Genomic DNA, 19,984 nt, shown 5'->3' with positions numbered 1-19,984 from the left:
AAACCTTCCAACCAAACTCATCGTACATGCGCGGCTACGTCGAAATGTTCCGGCTCGGCAAGACCTACGACACCCACAATGGGCCGGTCGTGATTGTCGAAGAATTCGATCTCAATCTTGAAAAGGGCGAGTACGTTTCCTTGCTTGGTCACTCCGGTTGCGGCAAGAGCACGGTGCTCACCATGGTGGCTGGGTTGAACCCGATCACCACTGGCGGCGTGGTCATAGACGGTCGTGAAATCGATGGACCGGGACCGGATCGTGGGGTGGTGTTTCAAGCTCCTTGTCTGATGCCATGGATGACCGCACTTGAGAATGTGATGCTCGGCGTCAACCAGGTTTACCTGACCGCCAGCAAACGTGATCGCCGTGATTTGGCCTCGTACTACTTGAACTTGGTGGGGCTGGGCAGCAGCCTGCACAAACGAGCCAAGGACCTCAGCCAAGGCATGCAGCAACGCGTCGGCATCGCACGCGCGTTTGCGTTGCGACCCAAGATGCTGTTGCTTGATGAGCCGTTCGGAATGCTGGACTCGCTGACACGGATGGAGTTGCAAGAGATCCTGCTCGAAATCTTGATTCGCGACAAAGTCACCACGGTGATGGTCACCCACGATGTCGACGAAGCCCTCTTCATGAGCGACCGCGTGGTGATGATGACCAACGGCCCGCGAGCCAAAGTCGGTGCCATCTTCAGCTTGCCCTTTGAACGTCCTCGCGTTCGAGCCGATGTGTTGGATCACCCCGAATATTACGACTTCCGCGGCAAGATGATTCAGTTCTTGGAAGACCAAGATCACAAGAAGCTGAAAGCCGACGCCGAGAAACGAGCAAAAGCTCAACAAGAACAACTCGCCACCGCCGATGCCACCTGAGGGTCTTCTCATGACCACGATCACCGCTTCGGAACCAACCACCGATACAAACACCTTGCGTACCTCATTGCCTCCGCTCGCCGTTCCCGATCCTTGTTACCTGCAAGGCGTCCATGTTTGTGACGTCGTTGCTCCCGGTGAGTTTTCACCCGAAACCGATCCACAAGTTCTGACCATCGCGCAACGTTGCTTGGAAGAAAGCGACGCGATGGTGGTTCAAGACGCGGCTCTTTTACCTTCCGACGCTTCGTCCGCTTTGGCCATTCCCGTTTTCTTTGACGGCGATGTTCAATCGGTGATCGTGCTCTTTTCGAAGGCCGCCACGGAAACCATGTCGGATCCGGTCGGCGTGTTTGAAGTGTGGCGTCCCGTGGGACCGCATGACGAAGTCGCCCTTCGCGAAGGCTACTACGGCAAACTCGAACGATTCCAAAATGTCAGTTCGTTTGTTCGCTTCGAAAAAGGAAACGGTTTGCCCGGTGTCGTCTGGGATCGCGAGATCGCTCTCGTCCAAGACGACTTGGCGAATCACATGGGGTTTCTGCGAGCCGCGGGTGCTTCGGCGGACTTGCTGAATTCCGCGTTGGGAGTGCCGATCTTTTCGGATCAGTTCCTCTCGACCGCGGTGCTGATCCAGTCCAGGAAAACGCCCATGGCTCGGGCGATGGAAGTTTGGAAAGTCAACGATTCGGAATGCGAACTGACCAGCCAGGCTTACGGCGACGTTGAAAAAGCGTTTCGGTTGGACGTTGGCACCAAGGTTCCCACGAACACCGGCATCCTCGGGTTGGTCACCCAGAATCAACGAACCGTGTTGATCGAAGACATGGCTGCGTTGCTGTTGACCCGACCTGCGGACAAAGCCTTGCCATGCCCGACCGCGGGATTGGCGATTCCATTCTTTGACGGAACCGTTCTCAGCTCCATCACTTTGTTGATGTTCTGATCCATGTCCAGTCTACTTCCCACCGAAACGAATGTCGCCGTGACAGCCGGGGCCAATGGTTCACCCGCTGCGGGTTTGCCGCTGGACGGACAAGGCGACTCGTTCGACTTGGTCTCGATGCTGCTCAAAGAACAGCAAACGTTGACCGCGGTGGAAGAATTTGCTTCGGTTCATGAGACTGAGGATGAGGAAGCGCACCTGATTGATGCCCCGGCACAGGCCCGCTACTACAGCAAGCTGATGCCGGCCAGTCCACCAGGTCCGGGCCAGCAGTACGCATTCAATGTGGACCTGGACACGTGCAGCGGCTGCAAAGCTTGCGTCGTCGCGTGTCATACGATGAACGGTTTGGACGAAACCGAAAGCTGGCGTCGCGTTGGTACGTTGGTGGTTGGGGAACCATCCGCGGAGACCGCCACCACGTCGCTTCCCATCGCGATCGGTGTCCAGCACGTCACGACGGCTTGTCATCACTGCGAAGACCCCGGTTGTCTGAATGGTTGCCCGGTGAAAGCCTACGACAAAGACCCGGAAACCGGCATCGTTCGCCACTTGGACGACCAATGCATCGGGTGCAAATACTGCACAATGATGTGCCCGTATGAAGTGCCCAAGTACAGCAAACGCTTGGGTATCGTTCGCAAATGCGACATGTGTCATCAACGCCTGTCCGTCGGCGAAGCACCCGCCTGCGTGCAGTCGTGCCCCAACGAAGCCATCTCGATTCAGATTGTTGAACAACAGGTTGGGGCGCCCGACGTGCGAGAACGGTTGGTGAGCGGTGCTCCGCTTTCATCGATCACTCGCCCCACCACCACCTTCCACAGCTCGGATCCGAACAAACGATTCGAAGGAATTGCACAAGATCACGAGATCGACGAACCCGCAGAAGATCACTGGCCGCTGGCCGCTTTGCTGATTGCTACGCAAATCGGTGTCGGCATGTTGGTGTGCGAGCGCGTGGTCGCGGTGCTAGGGGCGATATCGGGCGAAGGCCTGAATTTAGAAACCACGCGTTGGACCGCCACAGTGGCTTGGGGCATTTCGATGGTCGGGATGAACCTGGCTCCACTGCACCTGGGACAACCACTGCGATCTTGGCGAATCTTTTTGGGACTGCGTACATCGTGGCTCAGTCGTGAAGCCGTCTTGCTGGGCAAATTTGTGGGTTTGCTCTCCTTGGCGATGGGCGTGCTCTGGTTGCCGGTCATCGCACCGATGTTGCCCGAGTCGCTTTCACTGCCCGAATGGTTGGTGATTCCCGATTGGGCCGCACCGGTGTTGCTCGTCGGTGCCATTGTGTTTGGTTTAGCTGGCCTTTTCAGCAGTGCCATGATTTACATCGCCACGCAACGAACGCTTTGGCGGATGAACCGAACATTGATGCGATTTGGTGGCACGACGGTGATCGGCGGTCTACTCGCATTCGGCGTGGTGCTCGCGGCCACCTCGCAACAGGTCGCGATCGCCGGCGGCTTGCTCGGCACCGCGATCGCGTTGGCTGCGGCCAAGTTGGTTTGGGAACATCACATCTTGCTTCGCCGCGAATCGGTGGATGGCAACGATGCTTGGGATCGTCGTAGTCAGCGACTCGTTCGTCAGCATCTTCAATCTTTGAGCAAAGCTCGACTCGTCTGTGGATGGGTCGGCGTGGGGCTGCTCGCACTTTCCGTTTTGGTGGGTGTTAGCAGTTCCAACTGGATGCTCGCGGGAATCGCAATGGTGGGTGGCCTGGTGCTTGCCGCCGGCGAGTACCTCGAACGTCTGCTGTATTTTTCAAGCGTAGTTCACGACCGCATGCCGGGGACGTTGCGATGAGCATTTCAACTGATGAAGTTCCATCGGAACGCGAAAAACGTTTTCAGTTGCCGACATTGTTGCAACGCCGCACCGGCCCCATGACCCGCGAATTGGTTTTGCATCCCGGCGAACATGGTTTGGGCATGACCCATGATTCCATGTCGGCCGATACGACAACGACCGCGACATGTGGGTATTGCGCGACCGGTTGTGGTTTGCGTTTGCATCTCAAAGACGGCGAAGCCGTTGGGCTGACTCCGGAAACAAACTATCCGGTCAACCTGGGGATGGCCTGCCCCAAAGGTTGGGAAGCACTTCGAGTTTTGGATTCCGCCGAACGAGCCACACAACCGCTACTTCGCGACTCCGGTGGCGAGCTGACGCCCATCACTTGGGATGACGCATTGACCTCGTTCTGCGAGGGAATGAAATCGGTCCAAGCCAAACACGGTGCCGAGTCCGTTGCTTTTTTGTCGACCGGACAAATTGCTTGTGAGGAGATGGCTTTCCTGGGGGCGTTGGCACGTTTCGGAATGGGCATCCGCCACTGCGACGGAAACACTCGCCAGTGCATGGCCACGGCGGTCACCGCTTACAAAGAATCGTTCGGTTTCGACGCGCCGCCGTACACCTACGACGACTTTGAGCAAAGCGACTGCATGGTGTTCATCGGTGCCAATCCGTGCATCGGCCACCCGATCATGTGGGAACGCGTGCTTCGCAATCCCAACAATCCCGAGATCATTGTCATTGATCCTCGGCGAACGGAAACTGCCGCGGCTGCGACTCAGCATCTGCAGCTCCAGCCCAAAAACGATTTGCCGCTGCTTTATGCGATCGCGAACGAATTGATCCGACGCGACTACGTCGATCATGACTTTGTTCAAAACCACACACACGGATTCGAATCGCTTCGTGATCACGTGTCGACGTTTGAGCTGGAATCCGTATGTCAAAATGCGGGCCTCTCGGTCGATGCGGTATCACAAGCGATCGAATCCATCGGCCGCGGCAATGCGGTTTCGCTGTGGTGGACCATGGGTGTCAATCAAAGTTACCAAGGCACCCGCACCGCCCAAGCGATCATCAACATCGCCTTGATCACCGGCAACATTGGTCGACCTGGAACAGGTGCCAACAGCATCACCGGTCAATGCAACGCGATGGGTTCGCGGCTGTGGAGCAACACCACCAATCTGTTTGGCCATCATTCCTTCGAAAGCGATGCGGATCGGGCAAAGGTCGCGGAGGCGTTGGACATTCCGGTTGAGCGAATCCCAACCACGACCAGTTGGAAATACAACCGAATCATCGAGGGCATTCGCAACGGCGAGATCAAAGGGCTGTGGGTCGTCGCAACCAACCCGGCGCATAGCTGGATCGACCAAGGCGATGTGCGTGAGTTGTTCGACCAACTGGATTTCTTGGTCGTGCAGGACATGTATCAGACCACGGAAACCTGTGCTCACGCGGATTTGATTTTGCCATCAGCCGGTTGGGGTGAAAAAGAAGGCACGTTCATCAACAGCGAACGACGCTACGGTTTGCTCAAAAAGGTGCGTCACGCTCCCGGACAGGCTCTCGCGGATTTTCAAATTTTTCGCGGCATCGCCCATCGATGGGGATTGGGTGACATGTTTGCCGAGTGGACTTCGCCCGAAGCCGCATTCCGAATCATGCAACGTGCCAGCCGAAACCAACCCAGCGACATCACTGGCATCGACGGCTACGAGCAAATCGATCGCTGCGGTGGTATCCAGTGGCCTTGGTCACAGGAACAAGCCGACGGTGGTTTTGAACCGGAACAACAGCGACGCTTGTTCGCCGATGGGCATTTCTTTCACGATGACCAACGGGCACGTTTGATCGTCGACGATATCGACGCGATGCCCGAGCCCGCCGACGAGGACTTTCCGATCGTTCTGCTGACAGGGCGAGGAACCGTCAGCCAATGGCACACGCAGACTCGAACGAGACAAAGCCCTTTGCTGCGTTCGCTGTATCCCAATCAACCGTACATCGAAATGAATCCTCGTGATGGCGATGCGTTGGGCATCGATCACGGGGATCTCGTCCGCGTGCAGTCCCGACGTGGTGAAGCAGAGGCAACTGCCTGTTTGACCCATTCGGTTCAGTCGGGCCAGGCGTTCATGCCCATGCACTACGACTGCACCAATCGATTGACCCTCTCACACTTTGACCCGCACAGTGGCCAACCCAGCTACAAGGATTGCGCGGTCCGAATCGTCCCCGTTTTGTCGAGCGACCATGTCTGATCAACAGGATCAAAACGCTTTCTCCGAAGAACAGAAGCAGTACCTCTCCGGATTCACCTTCGGAGCCGACGTCGCTCGCGCGGTCCAAGGTCTGCCCGTTATCTCCGGATCAGGAAGCAACGGAACCACGCTCGCGTTGGGTGGTGGTTCCGCCACGGTCGATGGTGAACCCGTTCCCGCCGGCCCCGAACGTTTTGCCTACGAAGCCCAGTCCGCTGTCATTGCATCGGGCAAGAAGCTTTCCAAGGAAGAACAAGCCAAACGCGAAAAGAATCCGTTGGACATGTGGGAAGAAATGCAGGCTCGTAGCGACGCCGGCGAATTTCCCAAAGGAACCGATGTGTTCCTGCAAAAGTTCCATGGGTTGTTTTACGTTGCACCGGCCCAAGATTCCTACATGTGCCGGCTTCGAATTCCCGGCGGTCAAATTCAAGCGTGGCAATTGCGAGGCTTGGCCGATTTGGCGGATCAATCAGCGGGGCCCTACTTGGACCTGACCACGCGGGGCAACATCCAGTTGCGTGAGATCCCCGCCGATCAAGCGATGAACATCCTCTATGGCACTCGGGAATTGAACATCGTTCCCCTGGGCAGCGGAGGTGACAACATTCGCAACTGCACCAGCAGTCCGCTGTCGGGTTTGGATCCGGACGAACTGATCGAGACCTTGCCACTCGCCAAGCGAATGCATCACTACATTCTCAATCATCGCGAAATGTATGGTTTGCCACGCAAGTTCAACATCGCCTTTGAAGGCGGCGGACGAATCGCTTCGCTCGAAGACACCAACGACATTGGTTTCAAAGCCGTGCGAGTCTCAGACGAAAACGCGTCGGACGACTTGCCGGCCGGGGTCTACTTCCAACTCTGCTTGGGCGGCATCACCGGCCACAAGGATTTCGCGAGGTACACGGGAGTCTTGCTGCGTCCGGACGAATGTGTGTCGGTCGCCGGTGCGATCGTGCGTGTCTTCATCCGCACGGGTGACCGAACGGATCGCAAGAAAGCTCGTTTGAAATACGTGCTCGATGACATGGGATTCGAAAAGTTCATCGGCGAAGTCGAAGCCGAAATGGGCAAAGAGTTGACCAAGGTCGATGTGGCCAAACTCAGTGTCCAAGACATCGAGGACCGCCATGCTCACGTCGGTGTGTTCCCGCAGAAGCAAACGGGGATGAACTCATTGGGTGTGGTCTTTCCCGTCGGCCGCATGACCACGGATCAAGCCCGCACGTTGGCCGACCTGTCACTGCGGTACAGCAATGGCGACATCCGATTGACCGTTTGGCAAAACTTGATGCTGACCAACATCAGCGATGCTGATCTGCCGGCCGTTCAAGAAGCCATCCGAGCTTGCGGCTTGGACTACGAAGCCAACTCCATTCGTGCCGGACTGGTTGCCTGCACCGGCAGCGCCGGTTGCAAATTCGCGGGTGCTCCGACGAAGGCCAACGCCATGGCGATCGCGGAAAAAGTCGAAAGCGTTTTGACGCTTGATCTGCCGGTCAACATTCACTTGACCGGTTGCCACCACAGTTGTGCTCAGCACTACATCGGCGACATCGGCTTGATCGCTTGCAAAGTCGAGGTCGGCGACGACATGGTCGACGGCTATCACATTTGTCTGGGTGGCGGCTGGGGGTCACGCCAAGGAATCGCACGCGAGATCTTCACCTCGATCCCGTTCGAAGACGTCCCCGATTTGGTCACGGCAATTTTGACCAGTTACCAACAGCACCGCCAAGACGACCAAGAATCCTTTCATCAATTCGCTAGCCGACTTAGCGATGACGAATTGAAAAATTTAATCGCGGTTCCCGTAGCCGCCTGATCCGCCAAACCTGCTTCAAACGATCCAGCCGCAAACGAATCCCCAGGATTGATCTCATGTCCAGCTTCATTCCAGAAACAGCTCCCTTCAACGAACAACAACGTGCTTGGCTCAATGGTTTCTTCGCGGGACTGACCGGAATCCAAGAGACAGCGAACGGTTCGGTCGCGTCCGCATTGGCCGTGGGACTACCAGGTGCCGAACCTGAGGTCGAGGAGGAAGAGGATTTCCCGTGGCACGACGCTTCGTTGCCAATCGTCGACCGGATGGAGATGGCAGAAGAAAAACCTTTGGAACGCAAACTGATGGCCGCGATGGCTCAGCTTAATTGCGGCTCCTGCGGGTACTTGTGCCAAACCTATGGCGAAGCCATCGCGTCGGGCGAAGAGAAAAATCTCAGCCTGTGTAGCCCCGGCGGCAAAGAAACCAAACAGATGATCAAGAAGTTGATGGCGGACGCTCCCGCGACGAACGGGACCGCCAATGGCGCCGTCGCGAATGGTGCGGCCTCCAACGGAGCCGCGGCTTGGTCACGCAACAATCCGTATTCCGCCAATCTGCTCGAATCACGTCCGTTGAATCTGGAAGGTTCCGCGAAAGACACGCGTCACGTAGCCATCGATTTGACTGGCTCGGGGATGCGCTATGAAGTCGGCGATGCGTTGGGCGTCTACCCGGTCAATTGTGGCGACCTGTGTGCCCAAATCATCGATCGTCTAGCTGCGGACTCGCAAGTCAAAGTGGCCACGCCGCTGGGCAATACCAAACCGTTGCTCACTGCCCTGCAAGAAGATTGTTGCCTGAAGGACCCAAGCGATGAATTGATCGAACTGCTGATCGGCCGTACTCCGGATGCGTCCGCACAAGACACCCTCAAGCATCTACTGGCCGAGGGTGTGCCAGAAGGGTTTGACGTCCTGGACGTGCTCGAAGTGGCCGCCGGTTCGACGATCACCGCCACCGAGTTTCTCGAGTGTTTGGATCCGCTGAATCCCCGTTTGTATTCGATCGCCAGCAGCATGAAAGCCGTCGGAGACCAAGTGCATCTGACGGTTGGCAAAGTGGTCTACGAACGAGAGGGCCGGGTTCGCAAAGGCGTTGCCAGCACAATGCTCGCCGAACGCATTGCCGAAGGCGAAAGCCTTCGAGTGTTCGTGCAGCCGAACCATGGTGGATTCACGGTGCCAGCGAAAGAAGACACGCCGATGATCATGGTTGGCCCCGGAACCGGCGTCGCTCCGTTTGTTGCTTTCCTGCAAGAGCGTGCGGCCAAAAAGTCACCTGGTGACAATTGGTTGTTCTTTGGCGACCAGCACGAGGCGTATGATTTCCTCTACGAGAAAGAACTCACGGACTACGTGCACGATGGCGTGTTGTCTCGTTTGGACACGGCATTCAGCCGGGATGGAGACAAGAAGGTCTATGTCCAAGACAAAATGCGAGAGAATGCAGCGGAATTGTGGCAATGGCTGAAGAAGGGAGCCCACTTCTATGTCTGTGGCGACGCCAGCCGGATGGCCGCGGATGTGGAGCGAGCCCTGTTGCAAATCATTGAAGACGAAGGTGGCATGTCCGCCGAAGACGCCAAAGCCTACTTGAAAACCATGACGAGCGAGCAACGCTACGTGCGGGATGTTTATTGAGTTGGAGAGGTCTCTCGGATCACGACTCTTCTTGCGAACCGTGCATTTCTCTTGGCACGTATTGGCCGGGACCGTCGTCGCTGTAGTGCTGTTGCAACGCGGATTCAAATTCGTCACGCGATCGCAACCGTGTGAAGGCCATGCGTACCTCACGGTGGTTCGGGTGACTCTGGGAATACTTGATGCAGAACTTTCGCATCAACAATGGTGCTCGTTGCTCCGAGTAGGTCTGTTCACACAGAGCGAAGTGCTCTCGCATCACGGCGGCTTGTTCGTGAATGGTTGGCGGAGGTGGCAAGGGCTCGCCGTTTCCGATCGCTCGTGATTGTTCAAAGATCCATGGGTTCCCGATGGCTCCGCGAGCCACCGTGACACCATCGATTCCGGTCTGTTTCATCATCTCAAACCCATCCACCGCGGCGAACAAATCGCCACTGCCCAGGATTTTCAATCGATCACCCACGTGATCTTTGACATCTTTCAAAAACGACCAACGACTCGGGCCGACGTAACGCTGCATCACGGTCCGACCGTGCACGGTGACTCCGGCCAGTCCCACGTCCATCGCACCATCGAGTATCTCAAAGAACTGGTCGCGGGCTTCTTGCGTGTCGTCCATGCCGCGTCGCATCTTGACCGTGACCGGGATGTGATCTGGCACGATGTCGCGCGTCCGACGCAGAATCTCGATGGCAACGGAGGGTTGAGACAAATGAAATCCGCCTCGGCAACGTCCCAAGACCTTTTTCACAGGGCAACCGAAATTGACATCGATCACGTCGAACCCGGCTTCCACCAATTTCAACGCCCCGGCGGAGAACTGCTCCGGCTCCGCTCCCATCAGTTGCCCGCCGACGGGATGTTCCTCGTCCGCGATGTCCAAAAAATGCTTCGTTTTTTCGCGTTTGGTCAGCGACAACAAAAACTGGTCCAGCATCACTTCGCAAAGCGTGTAGCTGGCGCCATGCCGCCGTGCGATCACGCGCATCGGTAAATCGCTGTACCCCGAAAGTGCTGCTTGCACGATCGGGAAACCGATCGGGACGTTGCCCAGCGAGAGTTCTTTCCATTCGTAGGGAAGGGACGAATTTCCCGGCGAATTCGATTCAGCGGCGGCGGTCGTTTCAGAAGCGGAGGATGTCATGGCCGCAGTTTAGCCCCCATTTCCCAAAACGACGATGGGCAAGTTCGTCCGCATCCGCGACAATCGGAGCGAAATGCGATACGTCGAACTTCACTGCCGCAGCAACTTCAGCTTCCTCGACGGGGCGTCTCACCCCGACGAACTGGTCCAGCGAGCCGCCGAATTGGGCTACGAAGGACTGGCGATCACCGACCGCGAGAGTATCGCTGGCGTGGTACGGGGATTTTCGCCGGCACAAGAACTGGGGCTGCAGTACATCGTTGGGACCGAAGTGCATCCCACCGACGCACCGCCGATGGTGCTGTGGCCGACCGACCGAGCCGCCTACGGACGCATGTGTCGCCTGCTTTCGCTTGGCCGGATGCGTTGCGAAAAAGGCCGCTGCGAATTGTCCTTTGAAGAAATCGCCGAACATGCGGAAGGATTGCTCGCCGGAGTCATCGCCACTGACGAATCACGTTCCATCCAGGATCATCATCAACGTAGCAACGATACGCGGCAATTCTTGCGAGGTCCGTTCCGCGATGTCTTTGACGATGCCGGCTATCTGCTGGCGTCCTTTCACCGAGGCGTGGATGACGCGGCCAAGGCGAGCTGGTTAAGGGATTTGTCAATCGGCACCGATGTGCCGTTGTTGGCGTGCGGGGACGTTCGCTATCACTCCGCCGAACGGATGGCACTGCATGACTGCGTGGTGGCGATTCGACATGGCAAATCGATCGATGAGATTCAATCGGAACGATTGGTCAACAGCCAACACCATCTGCGGTCGCTGGATGAGATTGCCGAACTGTACCGCGATGTCCCGGACGCCGTCGCACGCACCATCGATGTGGCATCGCGATGCCAATTCACGCTGGATCAATTGAAGTACGAATACCCGGTCGAGTTGGCTCCCGAAGGTATGACGCCAATCGAGCATTTGAAACGATTGACTTGGGAGGGGGCTCTCGGGCGTTGGCCAGACGGTGTGCCGGAGAAAGTCATTGAAACGCTTCGGCACGAAGTCAAACTCATCGAGGACCTTCACTACGAAGCCTACTTCCTGACCGTGTGGGACATCGTTCGTTTTGCCAGGTCGCGAAAAATTCTTTGTCAGGGTCGCGGGTCCGCCGCCAACTCGGTGGTCTGTTATTGCTTGGGGATCACCGCGGTGGATCCGACGCAAACGGATCTGCTGTTCGAGCGGTTCATCAGCCGGGAACGCGGCGAAGCCCCTGACATCGACGTGGACTTCGAGCATCAACGTCGCGAGGAGGTGCTGCAGTATCTCTACGAAAAGTACGGTCGCGATCGAGCTGGGATGACGGCCGTTGTGACCTGCTATCGGGCCAAGAGTGCCATTCGGGAAGTTGGCAAGGCCCTCGGTGTCTCGCCGGACATCATCGACGCCGTCGCGAAATTAGCCGGTAGTTACAGTCGCAATCCGGAGCTTCCGGAACGTTGCCGCGACGCTGGGCTGGATCCCGACACGGCGCTCGGAAGACGGTTTTTGTATCTGACGGAAACGCTGATCGGTTTTCCACGCCACCTGTCACAGCACGTGGGCGGGATGGTGATGACCGCGGGCAACCTTTGCGAATTGTGCGTCACCGAGAACGCCGCGATGCCGGGACGCAGTGTCATTCAGTGGAACAAAGATGACTTGGACGACATCGGAATTTTAAAAGTCGACATCCTTGCCCTTGGGATGCTGTCGGCGATTCGACGTTGTTTCGAGTTGGTGGGGCAGCACCATGACCGATACCTATCGCTTTCAACGATTCCACCGGACGACGCGCCGACCTACGACATGATTTGTGCGGCGGACACGATGGGCGTGTTTCAAATCGAAAGCCGGGCTCAAATGAGCATGCTGCCTCGGCTCAAACCACGCTGCTACTACGATTTGGTGATCGAAGTCGCGATCGTTCGTCCGGGGCCGATCCAAGGCAACATGGTTCATCCGTTCTTGGCGGCTCGCGAAAATCCAAACGCGGCGAAGTACCCCAACGAAGCCATCCGCAAGGTGCTGGAAAAAACGTTGGGGGTGCCGATCTTTCAAGAACAAGCGATGAAATTGGCGGTGGTCGCCGCGGGATTCACGCCGGGGGAAGCGGACCAATTGCGGCGAGCCATGGCGGCTTGGAGACGACCGGGCGTTATCGACCGATTCCGACTGAAACTGTTGGAAGGCATGAAGGCCAACGGTTTGACCGGCGAGTTCGCGGAGAACGTCTTCCGTCAAATTCGCGGCTTTGGTGAATACGGTTTTCCCGAATCGCACGCGGCCTCGTTCGCGCTGCTGGTCTACGCTTCGTGCTATTTGAAAAAACACTATCCCGCCGCCTTCTGCGCCGCGTTGCTCGACAGTCAACCGATGGGGTTTTATGCGCCGTCGCAACTCATCCGTGATGCGCAGCAACATGGTGTTCGTGTTCTGCCGGTGGACGTCAACGCCAGCGATATTCGTTCGCGATTGGTGGACGATCCCAACCGATCGCAGCCCGCGGTGCGACTGGGGTTGCAAATGATTCGTGGTTTGCCCGGCGATGTGGCTCAAAAAATTATCGCCGCGCGAGACCGCGGCGGAGAGTTTCTCAATCTGCACGATCTGACCACGCGAGCGAACTTGTCCAGTTCGAACCTCGCGACGTTGGCCGATGCCGATGCGCTGGCGTCGATCGCGCAAGACCGCCGTGCTGCGGTGTGGCAATCGCTCGCACAAGATGACTCGGCGGATTCGATGCCGTTGCTGGCGGATCTTGAACCGGACTGCAGCGTCCCGGAAGAATTGGTTCCCATGTCGCCGGCCGAAGAGGTTCGCAATGACTACGCCACCACGGGATTGAGTTTGAAAGCCCACCCGGTTTCTTTCTGGAGAGACGACTTGGATGCAATGCGTTGCAAACGAGCCAGCGATCTGCCCAAACTGCGTGACGGCGTGCACGTTCGCGTTGCCGGATTGGTGTTGATGCGTCAGCGTCCGGGCACCGCAAAGGGCATCACGTTCGTGACCATGGAGGACGAAACCGGATCCATGAACTTGGTGATGTTCGCTCAAGTCTGGAAACGATTCTTCAAAATCGCTCGGGCCAGTGATGCTTGGATCGTCGACGGCAAGTTAGAAAACAAGCAAGGCGTGATCCACGTCATCGTGGGCCGCATCGAGGACCTCAGCGAAAAAGCCACCGGGCTGCGCGTTCCCCGACGCGACTTTCGATAGGCCTGATTCAATTGGCGGAAAGTCTTGATTGGCAGCTCAGCCCCGATTGGCAATGGTCACGGTGTCGAGCAATCGCCGCATCTCAGCAACCGCTTCGCGCATGCCAACCATGACGGATCGGCTGACGATGCTGTGTCCGATGTTCAGCTCCGCCATGCCTTCGATCGCGGCGACCGGACGCACGTTGACGTAGTTCAGCCCGTGACCGGCGTGCAAACGCATTCCCGCCTCGCGAATCATTTGCCCAGACGTCGTCAATCGTGATAGCTCATGGTCGACGGCGGCGCCTTTGGCCAAGGCGTACGGCCCGGTGTGCAGTTCAACCGCGTCGACTTGCAACTTCGCCGCGGCTTCCATTTGTTTGGGTTCGGGATCCAGGAACAAACTGGTGGCGATTCCGGCGTCTTTCAACATCGACACCGCGTCCGCAATCCGTCCCGAATCGCCCGCGACGTCCAAGCCGCCTTCGGTGGTCACTTCTTCGCGGCTTTCGGGGACCAGCAACGCCCAATCCGGTTTCACTCGGCAACAAATGCCCAGCACGTCTTTGGCACAGGCCAGTTCAAAATTGGTTCGAACCTGAACCGTCTGGACAAACAGCTCCACATCGCGGTCTTGAATGTGACGACGATCCTCACGCAAGTGAAACGTGATCCCGTCCGCGCCGCCTTGTTCGGCCAGCGACGCCGCGGTGACCGGGTCGGGCTCTTGGCCGCGGCGGGCTTGGCGAAGGGTGGCGACATGATCGACGTTGACGCCGAGATCAATGAAGTGGGGCATGGAAGGATGCGTGAAAGTGATGCAGGTGAAAAAGAAGAAGTGAGCAGAAGTTGTCCGCAAGCTGAAGAGGGCCGTCGGCCAAGGTGGCTCCGGACGACCGGCGGAGTCACTGGCTTTGGAAAAACAATCAGCTCAACTCGGATAAGACATCGTGCAGCCAAATGAGTTCGGAGGCAATGTCGCCCGCCAGGTCACTTCGTCCGGCGGATTCGGGCATCACCGACCAAGCGTAGGTTTCGACTTCCAAGTGTCCGGTGAACTGCAACGGTTGTCGACGCTTCGACGCATCGGTGAGTTCGACAACGCTTTTCAGGGTTTCCAAAACGTCGGCTCGCGTGGTTTGCAGGTGCCCAAATTGCTCGGCAAAGATCGGCACGTGGAAATGAATCATCCAACGTTTGTCCGTCGCGTAACGACTCGGGTTGGCGTCCAAATCCTCGAGCACCTTCGGCAGGTCTTCTTCCAACACAAACTTGCCCGACGCGGTCACGCGACCCGTTTGATGCAGGTAGCGATCTTCCGCGAACGATCGCAATTGCGTCAGGGTGGCTTCGCGGTCTGTGTCCGCGATGCGGCTCCAATCAACCACGATTGCGCTGCTGACCTGAATCTTGCCGACCATGATGCCGGCTTTGGCATACGCCGCCAAAACATCGTGTTGTGATTCGCCCATGACCGCCGAGTGACAAACATCGTGGCACACGCCGATGTAGCGACGGTGGGTGGCATCCGGCAATTGTTGCTCGAACCATTCGATGACTTTCGCCGCGGTATCGAGAATGCATCCGGGTTCGGGTTCGATTGCCAGTACGATCCGTTTGCCGGTTCGGTCTTCCAGTCGACGCAGGTCTTCCGCCATGCGTCGCAAATTCGTTCCCGCGTGGTGCAGTTGATCGTCGCTGACTTTGACGCGATTGCCTTCGGCATCCACGGTTTGTGGCCAACCGATCGGCAACGTGCTGATGGAACCCAACGTGGTGTCGGCGGGCAAAATTTCCGACAGAATTTTGGCCAAGTCACGTGTGTAGCCGATGCGAGAATCTTCCCACCAGGTCGGCATGTAGACCGCGTGCTTGACGACGTCCTGGTGAAAATTCGCGTAGGGAAATCCGTTGATCGTGTAGGGCAACAAACGAGCTTGCTTCATCGCCGAGGTCAGTGGCTTCAGCCCGTTACGTCGCAGATCATTGGTGGCTTCGGACGATAGCCACAGTCCGACACCCAAAGGTGACGCGGTGTTCACGATCGTCGCGAAATTCTTGCCGGTTTGAACTTTGGGTGTTCCGTCTTCGCCGGAGTACTGCGAATCCAAAATGCGACGACGCACCTCCGCCGAAATCGATCGTAAATTTTCGGTGACGCCTTCCACGTCGACGCCGGCGTGAATGTTGGTGCAGTATCCAACCGACCAGCGGATCGCCGAATCGTGTTCCGGTTTGGAACCGGACTCCGTTGCAGACCCCGAGGCCGCTGCAGAAACATTTGACTTACCTAGAACCGATGCAACGTCGGGATAGCCTGCGGGTGTGGACGTCATGCGTGGAGGGATTGTCTGGGGAGCATCATGAGAAGGGCGAGAACCGGTTTGTCTCAGACCAAGGCTTCGCTTGTCCGTTGGGGCGTCGAATTGGAACCAACGTTTCGATGACAGGATGCGTTGCTGTCTAGCATTCGCACGCCCTGCCAACGACGCCCGACCAATGACGAACCGGCCCGCAAAGGTTAAGCTCCTCAGCGGGCTTTGTCGCCCCAGGGCAAAGCCAATCCAGCGTCTTTTCAAACCCTTCACCGCATTTTTCGGGTGTCTTTCCATTGGCCCCGACACCAGCAAGGCCTCTCAACCGCATGTCGAACACCACGGCCGAAATCATTTCCATTGGCGATGAGATGACCTCGGGTGCCCGTTTGGACACCAACACTCAGTGGCTCAGCCAGCGTCTTGGTGAGCTGGGGATCGAAGTGCCCTTTCACACGACGGTAGGCGATACCCTGCAACACAACACGGACGTGTTCCGAATCGCGGCGGAGCGTGCCGACATTGTGATCTCGACGGGTGGACTGGGCCCCACTCGAGATGACCTGACGCGGGAAGCCATCGCGGAGGCATTGAGCGTGCCATTGGAAATGCACGCCGAGTCGTTGGAACACATCCAAAACATGTTTCGTCGTCGCGGACGCGAAATGCCCGAACGCAACAATTGCCAAGCCATGTTTCCTCGCGGGGCGACACCGATTCACAACCCGCAAGGAACGGCGCCGGGCATCGACGTGATGTTCGATCGGTCCTCCGGATCACGCTCTCGTATTTTCGCTTTGCCGGGTGTCCCCGCTGAAATGAAAACGATGTTTGAGCAAACGGTATCCCCCGCGTTGCTGGATCGCGGAGACCGTCGCCAGCACATCGCGCATCACGTGATGAAATTCTTCGGCACCGGCGAAAGCGATATGGAACACCGCTTGGGCGACATGATTTCGCGAGATCGCCAACCCCGTGTTGGCATCACCGTCAGCGCCGCGACGATTTCGTTGCGAATCGTGGCAACCGGTGATTCCCCCGAAATCTGCCAATCGCTGATCGATCAAACTCGCGAAGAAATTTTGGAAAAGGCCAGTGAGTTTTACTTTGGCGACGGAGAAACATTTGAACAACATCACGCGGTGATTCGGCATCTGAATCAAGCGAGCCAGCGTTTGCTGTTGGTGGAATTGGGACGTGCCGCACCGTTGGGCGATTGGTTTGCGGCCGTTTCCGACGAACCGGGCTTCACCGCCGATGTACCCGCTTTTGTGGGAGGCATCTCGCTCGCCGACCTGACGGATCTGCAACAATGGGTGGGGCTGCCGGATGACGCCTCGGCGGAAAGTTGTCTGACTGCCCTTCAGCAACGACTCAAAACCGATTGGGTGCTGCTGGTGGACGAGTACCCCAGCATTCATCAAACCAGCGAACATCCGTTGCCGGGCGGTGAGGTTACCTTCACCGTGGCCGCTCCTGATCAAACCTTTCCTTCCCAAACATTGCATTTGACCGCTCACCCCAGCATCCTGCATGCGCGTGTTGCCAAAGCGGGGCTGTTTTGGTTGCGGAAGTGCTTTCCCACCCTTTGACCGAGAGTCTCTCACGATGAAACGATTTGCATTGACCGGTTTGGCCTGTGGTTGCATTGCCGTCGCATCGCTCTTGTCGATCGCGTCGCCCGTTGTGATGGCCCAAGATGGTTCGCCTGCTCAGGAAACTGAAACGTCGGAAACTGAGACGTTGAAAATGAAACCGACGGAAACAACTCCGGCAAGCGACTCAGATCGCGAAGAACGATTGGCGAAGTACCTCAGCGGAGCCACCTTCACCGGCCATTTCACGGTGGATGGCCGCGAGGACAAAATGCTCAAGCCCGAGTCATACACCATTCGTTCGTGCGAGAAATTAGACGCTCCCGACATGTATTCCATGAAGGTCGCAATCAAGTACGGCGACACGGACGGTGAATTCCCAATGCAACTGAAAATCCTGTGGTCTGATCGCACTCCCGTGATCACGATGGATTCCGTTTGGATCCCGGGGCTTGGCACCTTTTCATCGCGAGTCTTGATCCACGACGGTCGTTACGCGGGAACTTGGCAGCACGACGCCAAGGGCGGTCACCTGTTTGGCAAGATCACGCCCGCGGAGTAGTGGGTTTCAAATCGCCTCAGCGATGGAAGCGTCACTTCGAATAGATCAGCACGGCGTAGGCGCCAAATGAAATCGCCGCCCGCGCGGGCAAACCATCGTAAGGCTGATCCACCGCCTCGACGTGCTCGACCGGATGATCGTCGAAATCTTGGTCATAGCCTGCCCAATCGGAATTCAATCGGAGCTGCCACTCGCCGGTCGCTGGGAAACCGATTTCGTACTCTTCCCAAGCCCGGTTCGAAAAATTCGCCACGACCAAGACATCATCCGCCGGATCATCTCCGCGTCGCACAAACGCAATCACTTTGTCCGCTTCATTGACGTGATGCATTTCAATGTGCTGCCCAGTTAGTCCTGCCGTCTGCCCACTTCGATTCAATCGGAGATGGATCAAATCGCGAAAGAGACGTTTGATACCACGCAACCGCTTGGCACGTTCCCATTCAAGCGGATCCGTATCTTGAAACCACTCGTCCTCGAGTAGCTCCTGTCCTTGAAACAACATCGGCAAACCCGGCGCAGTCAAAGCCATCGCGGCGGCGAGCAACGTACGTTTCTTTGCGTGCCGACTTTCGGGCGATTCGGGATCGATCTCGCTAGGAACGCGAGACTTTCCGTTGGCGACTTCATCGTGTGATTCGCTGTAAATGACTCGCTGAAACGCATCCCCGTTGTAACGATGGCAAAGCGCATCGCGGACTGACCACATATCGCGGTGGGCGTCATCGATTTCTTGCACCACGCTACGAATGGGGTGCACAAATGCCGCGTCCCATTGCGTGGTGAAACCAGCACCACCTTGATCTTCGGGCTTGGTCAACCAGTTGTTGGTCTGCAGGTCTTCCGCAATCAAATAGCAACCCGGGAAATCGCGTTTCAAATCACGATTGATCCATTGCATTAGCCCCCAACCTTCCGCAATGTCGTCGTTGCCAATCCCTGAAATCGTTCGAATGTAGGCAGTCATGTCGTAACGCAAACCATCAACATGGTATTCACGCATCCACATCATCGCGTTGTCGTGGATGAACTGACGAACTTCACCGCGTCCGTAATCGGGCCGTGTGTCTCCCCAAGGAGTGCTGGAACGGTGATCCTGGTAAAAGTAGATCCCACCCTTTCCATTCTCGTTCCATCCATCAAACTGCCACAGATCCAAGTCGCTCGGCCCGAAGTGGTTGTAAACGACATCGATGATCACCGCGAAACCGGCCTGATGAGCCTCGTCGACAAAGTGCTTCAATGCGTCGGGACCACCGTAGGCCTGTTCCACCGCGAAGATGTGAGCGGGGTTGTAGCCCCATGAGAGATCGCCTGCGAACTCTGCCACGGGCATGATTTGAATGGCATTGATCCCCAGATCCTTGAGGTGCTTGAATTTGGCAATCGCATCTCGAAACGTGCCAGGAACTTCAAGATCGTCGCGGTGGAATGTCCCGATGTGCATTTCATAGATGACCAACTCGTTCTGGGATGGTCGCTCAAACGCCTCTGTCTTCCAATCGTATTGATCTTGGTAGACCACCGCGTTGCCAACCGAGTTGGTGACTTCGCGTGCGTAGGGATCAATGCGATCCAAGATTTGTTCCCCGTGGCGGATTCTGAACTTGTATTCATCCCCCGGTTTGGCCTCGGCGATGTCGACATACCAGTAGCCATTTTCTTCATGTTGCATCTCGGCTTTGGAATCATCCCAGTCATTGAATGTTCCGATGACTGAAATTCGCTCGGCGTTGGGTGCCCAAACGCGAAAAGCGACGCCGGCATGGTGGATAATCGCTCCCATTCCGGGATGAATCTGTGTCGCCTGC

At 56.9% G+C, this 19,984-nt stretch carries 13 protein-coding genes; 9 read left to right on the top strand and 4 right to left on the bottom strand.

Annotated features, from left to right (window positions below; genetic code table 11):
* The first annotated feature begins 26 nt into the window (after positions 1–26).
* Genes LOC70_RS04595 through LOC70_RS04570 form a run of 6 tightly spaced genes read left to right on the top strand, consistent with a single transcriptional unit; the run spans position 27 to position 9,371 of the window.
* Entirely contained in the window at positions 27–875 is an 849-nt protein-coding gene (locus LOC70_RS04595) for an ABC transporter ATP-binding protein (RefSeq protein WP_230252159.1), read from the top strand.
* 10 nt (positions 876–885) lie between these two features.
* Positions 886–1,821 carry a GAF domain-containing protein gene (locus tag LOC70_RS04590; protein ID WP_230252157.1) on the top strand — a complete coding sequence of 312 codons (936 nt, stop codon included), beginning with the start codon at positions 886–888 and terminating at the stop codon, positions 1,819–1,821.
* 3 nt (positions 1,822–1,824) lie between these two features.
* Positions 1,825–3,639 (top strand): DmsC/YnfH family molybdoenzyme membrane anchor subunit, encoded by a 1,815-nt coding sequence (locus LOC70_RS04585; protein WP_230252156.1) that lies wholly within the window; start codon positions 1,825–1,827, stop codon positions 3,637–3,639.
* On the top strand, positions 3,636–5,897 hold the full coding sequence (locus LOC70_RS04580; protein WP_230252155.1) for a molybdopterin oxidoreductase family protein: 2,262 nt from the start codon (positions 3,636–3,638) through the stop codon (positions 5,895–5,897). The genes LOC70_RS04585 and LOC70_RS04580 overlap by 4 nt, the downstream gene beginning before the upstream one ends.
* The gene (locus LOC70_RS04575) at positions 5,890–7,728 is read left to right on the top strand and encodes a NirA family protein (RefSeq protein ID WP_230252154.1); all 1,839 of its coding nucleotides are present in this window, start codon (positions 5,890–5,892) and stop codon (positions 7,726–7,728) included. Before LOC70_RS04580 ends, LOC70_RS04575 begins: the two co-directional genes overlap by 8 nt.
* 56 nt (positions 7,729–7,784) lie before the next feature.
* Positions 7,785–9,371 (top strand): sulfite reductase subunit alpha, encoded by a 1,587-nt coding sequence (locus LOC70_RS04570; RefSeq protein WP_230252153.1) that lies wholly within the window; start codon positions 7,785–7,787, stop codon positions 9,369–9,371.
* A gap of 19 nt (positions 9,372–9,390) precedes the next feature.
* On the opposite strand, the gene LOC70_RS04565 is transcribed toward LOC70_RS04570, so the two are convergent.
* Entirely contained in the window at positions 9,391–10,515 is a 1,125-nt protein-coding gene (locus LOC70_RS04565) for a tRNA dihydrouridine synthase (RefSeq protein ID WP_230252152.1), read from the bottom strand.
* A gap of 73 nt (positions 10,516–10,588) precedes the next feature.
* Here LOC70_RS04565 and LOC70_RS04560 point away from each other — a divergent pair, with 73 nt between their 5' ends.
* Positions 10,589–13,720 (top strand): error-prone DNA polymerase, encoded by a 3,132-nt coding sequence (locus LOC70_RS04560; RefSeq protein WP_230252151.1) that lies wholly within the window; start codon positions 10,589–10,591, stop codon positions 13,718–13,720.
* Positions 13,721–13,756: 36 nt separating this feature from the next.
* Here LOC70_RS04560 and LOC70_RS04555 read toward each other — a convergent pair whose 3' ends face one another.
* Positions 13,757–14,500, bottom strand: a complete 744-nt coding sequence (locus LOC70_RS04555; RefSeq protein WP_230252149.1) for a pyridoxine 5'-phosphate synthase — start codon at positions 14,498–14,500, stop codon at positions 13,757–13,759.
* A 127-nt stretch (positions 14,501–14,627) separates the two neighbouring features.
* Positions 14,628–16,037 carry a metabolite traffic protein EboE gene (gene eboE, locus LOC70_RS04550; RefSeq protein WP_230252147.1) on the bottom strand — a complete coding sequence of 470 codons (1,410 nt, stop codon included), beginning with the start codon at positions 16,035–16,037 and terminating at the stop codon, positions 14,628–14,630.
* 308 nt (positions 16,038–16,345) lie between these two features.
* Here eboE and LOC70_RS04545 point away from each other — a divergent pair, with 308 nt between their 5' ends.
* Together LOC70_RS04545 and LOC70_RS04540 are read left to right on the top strand one after the other, a co-directional pair.
* Positions 16,346–17,608, top strand: a complete 1,263-nt coding sequence (locus LOC70_RS04545; protein WP_230252146.1) for a competence/damage-inducible protein A — start codon at positions 16,346–16,348, stop codon at positions 17,606–17,608.
* Between the two features lie 16 nt (positions 17,609–17,624).
* On the top strand, positions 17,625–18,173 hold the full coding sequence (locus LOC70_RS04540) for a hypothetical protein (RefSeq protein WP_230252144.1): 549 nt from the start codon (positions 17,625–17,627) through the stop codon (positions 18,171–18,173).
* Between the two features lie 31 nt (positions 18,174–18,204).
* Here LOC70_RS04540 and LOC70_RS04535 read toward each other — a convergent pair whose 3' ends face one another.
* Positions 18,205–19,959, bottom strand: a complete 1,755-nt coding sequence (locus LOC70_RS04535; RefSeq protein WP_230252361.1) for an alpha-amylase family glycosyl hydrolase — start codon at positions 19,957–19,959, stop codon at positions 18,205–18,207.
* Positions 19,960–19,984: the final 25 nt, after the last annotated feature.

It is taken from the genome of Rhodopirellula halodulae (assembly GCF_020966775.1).
GTDB lineage: Bacteria > Planctomycetota > Planctomycetia > Pirellulales > Pirellulaceae > Rhodopirellula > Rhodopirellula halodulae.
This window is presented reverse-complemented; position numbering and strand designations above follow the sequence as displayed.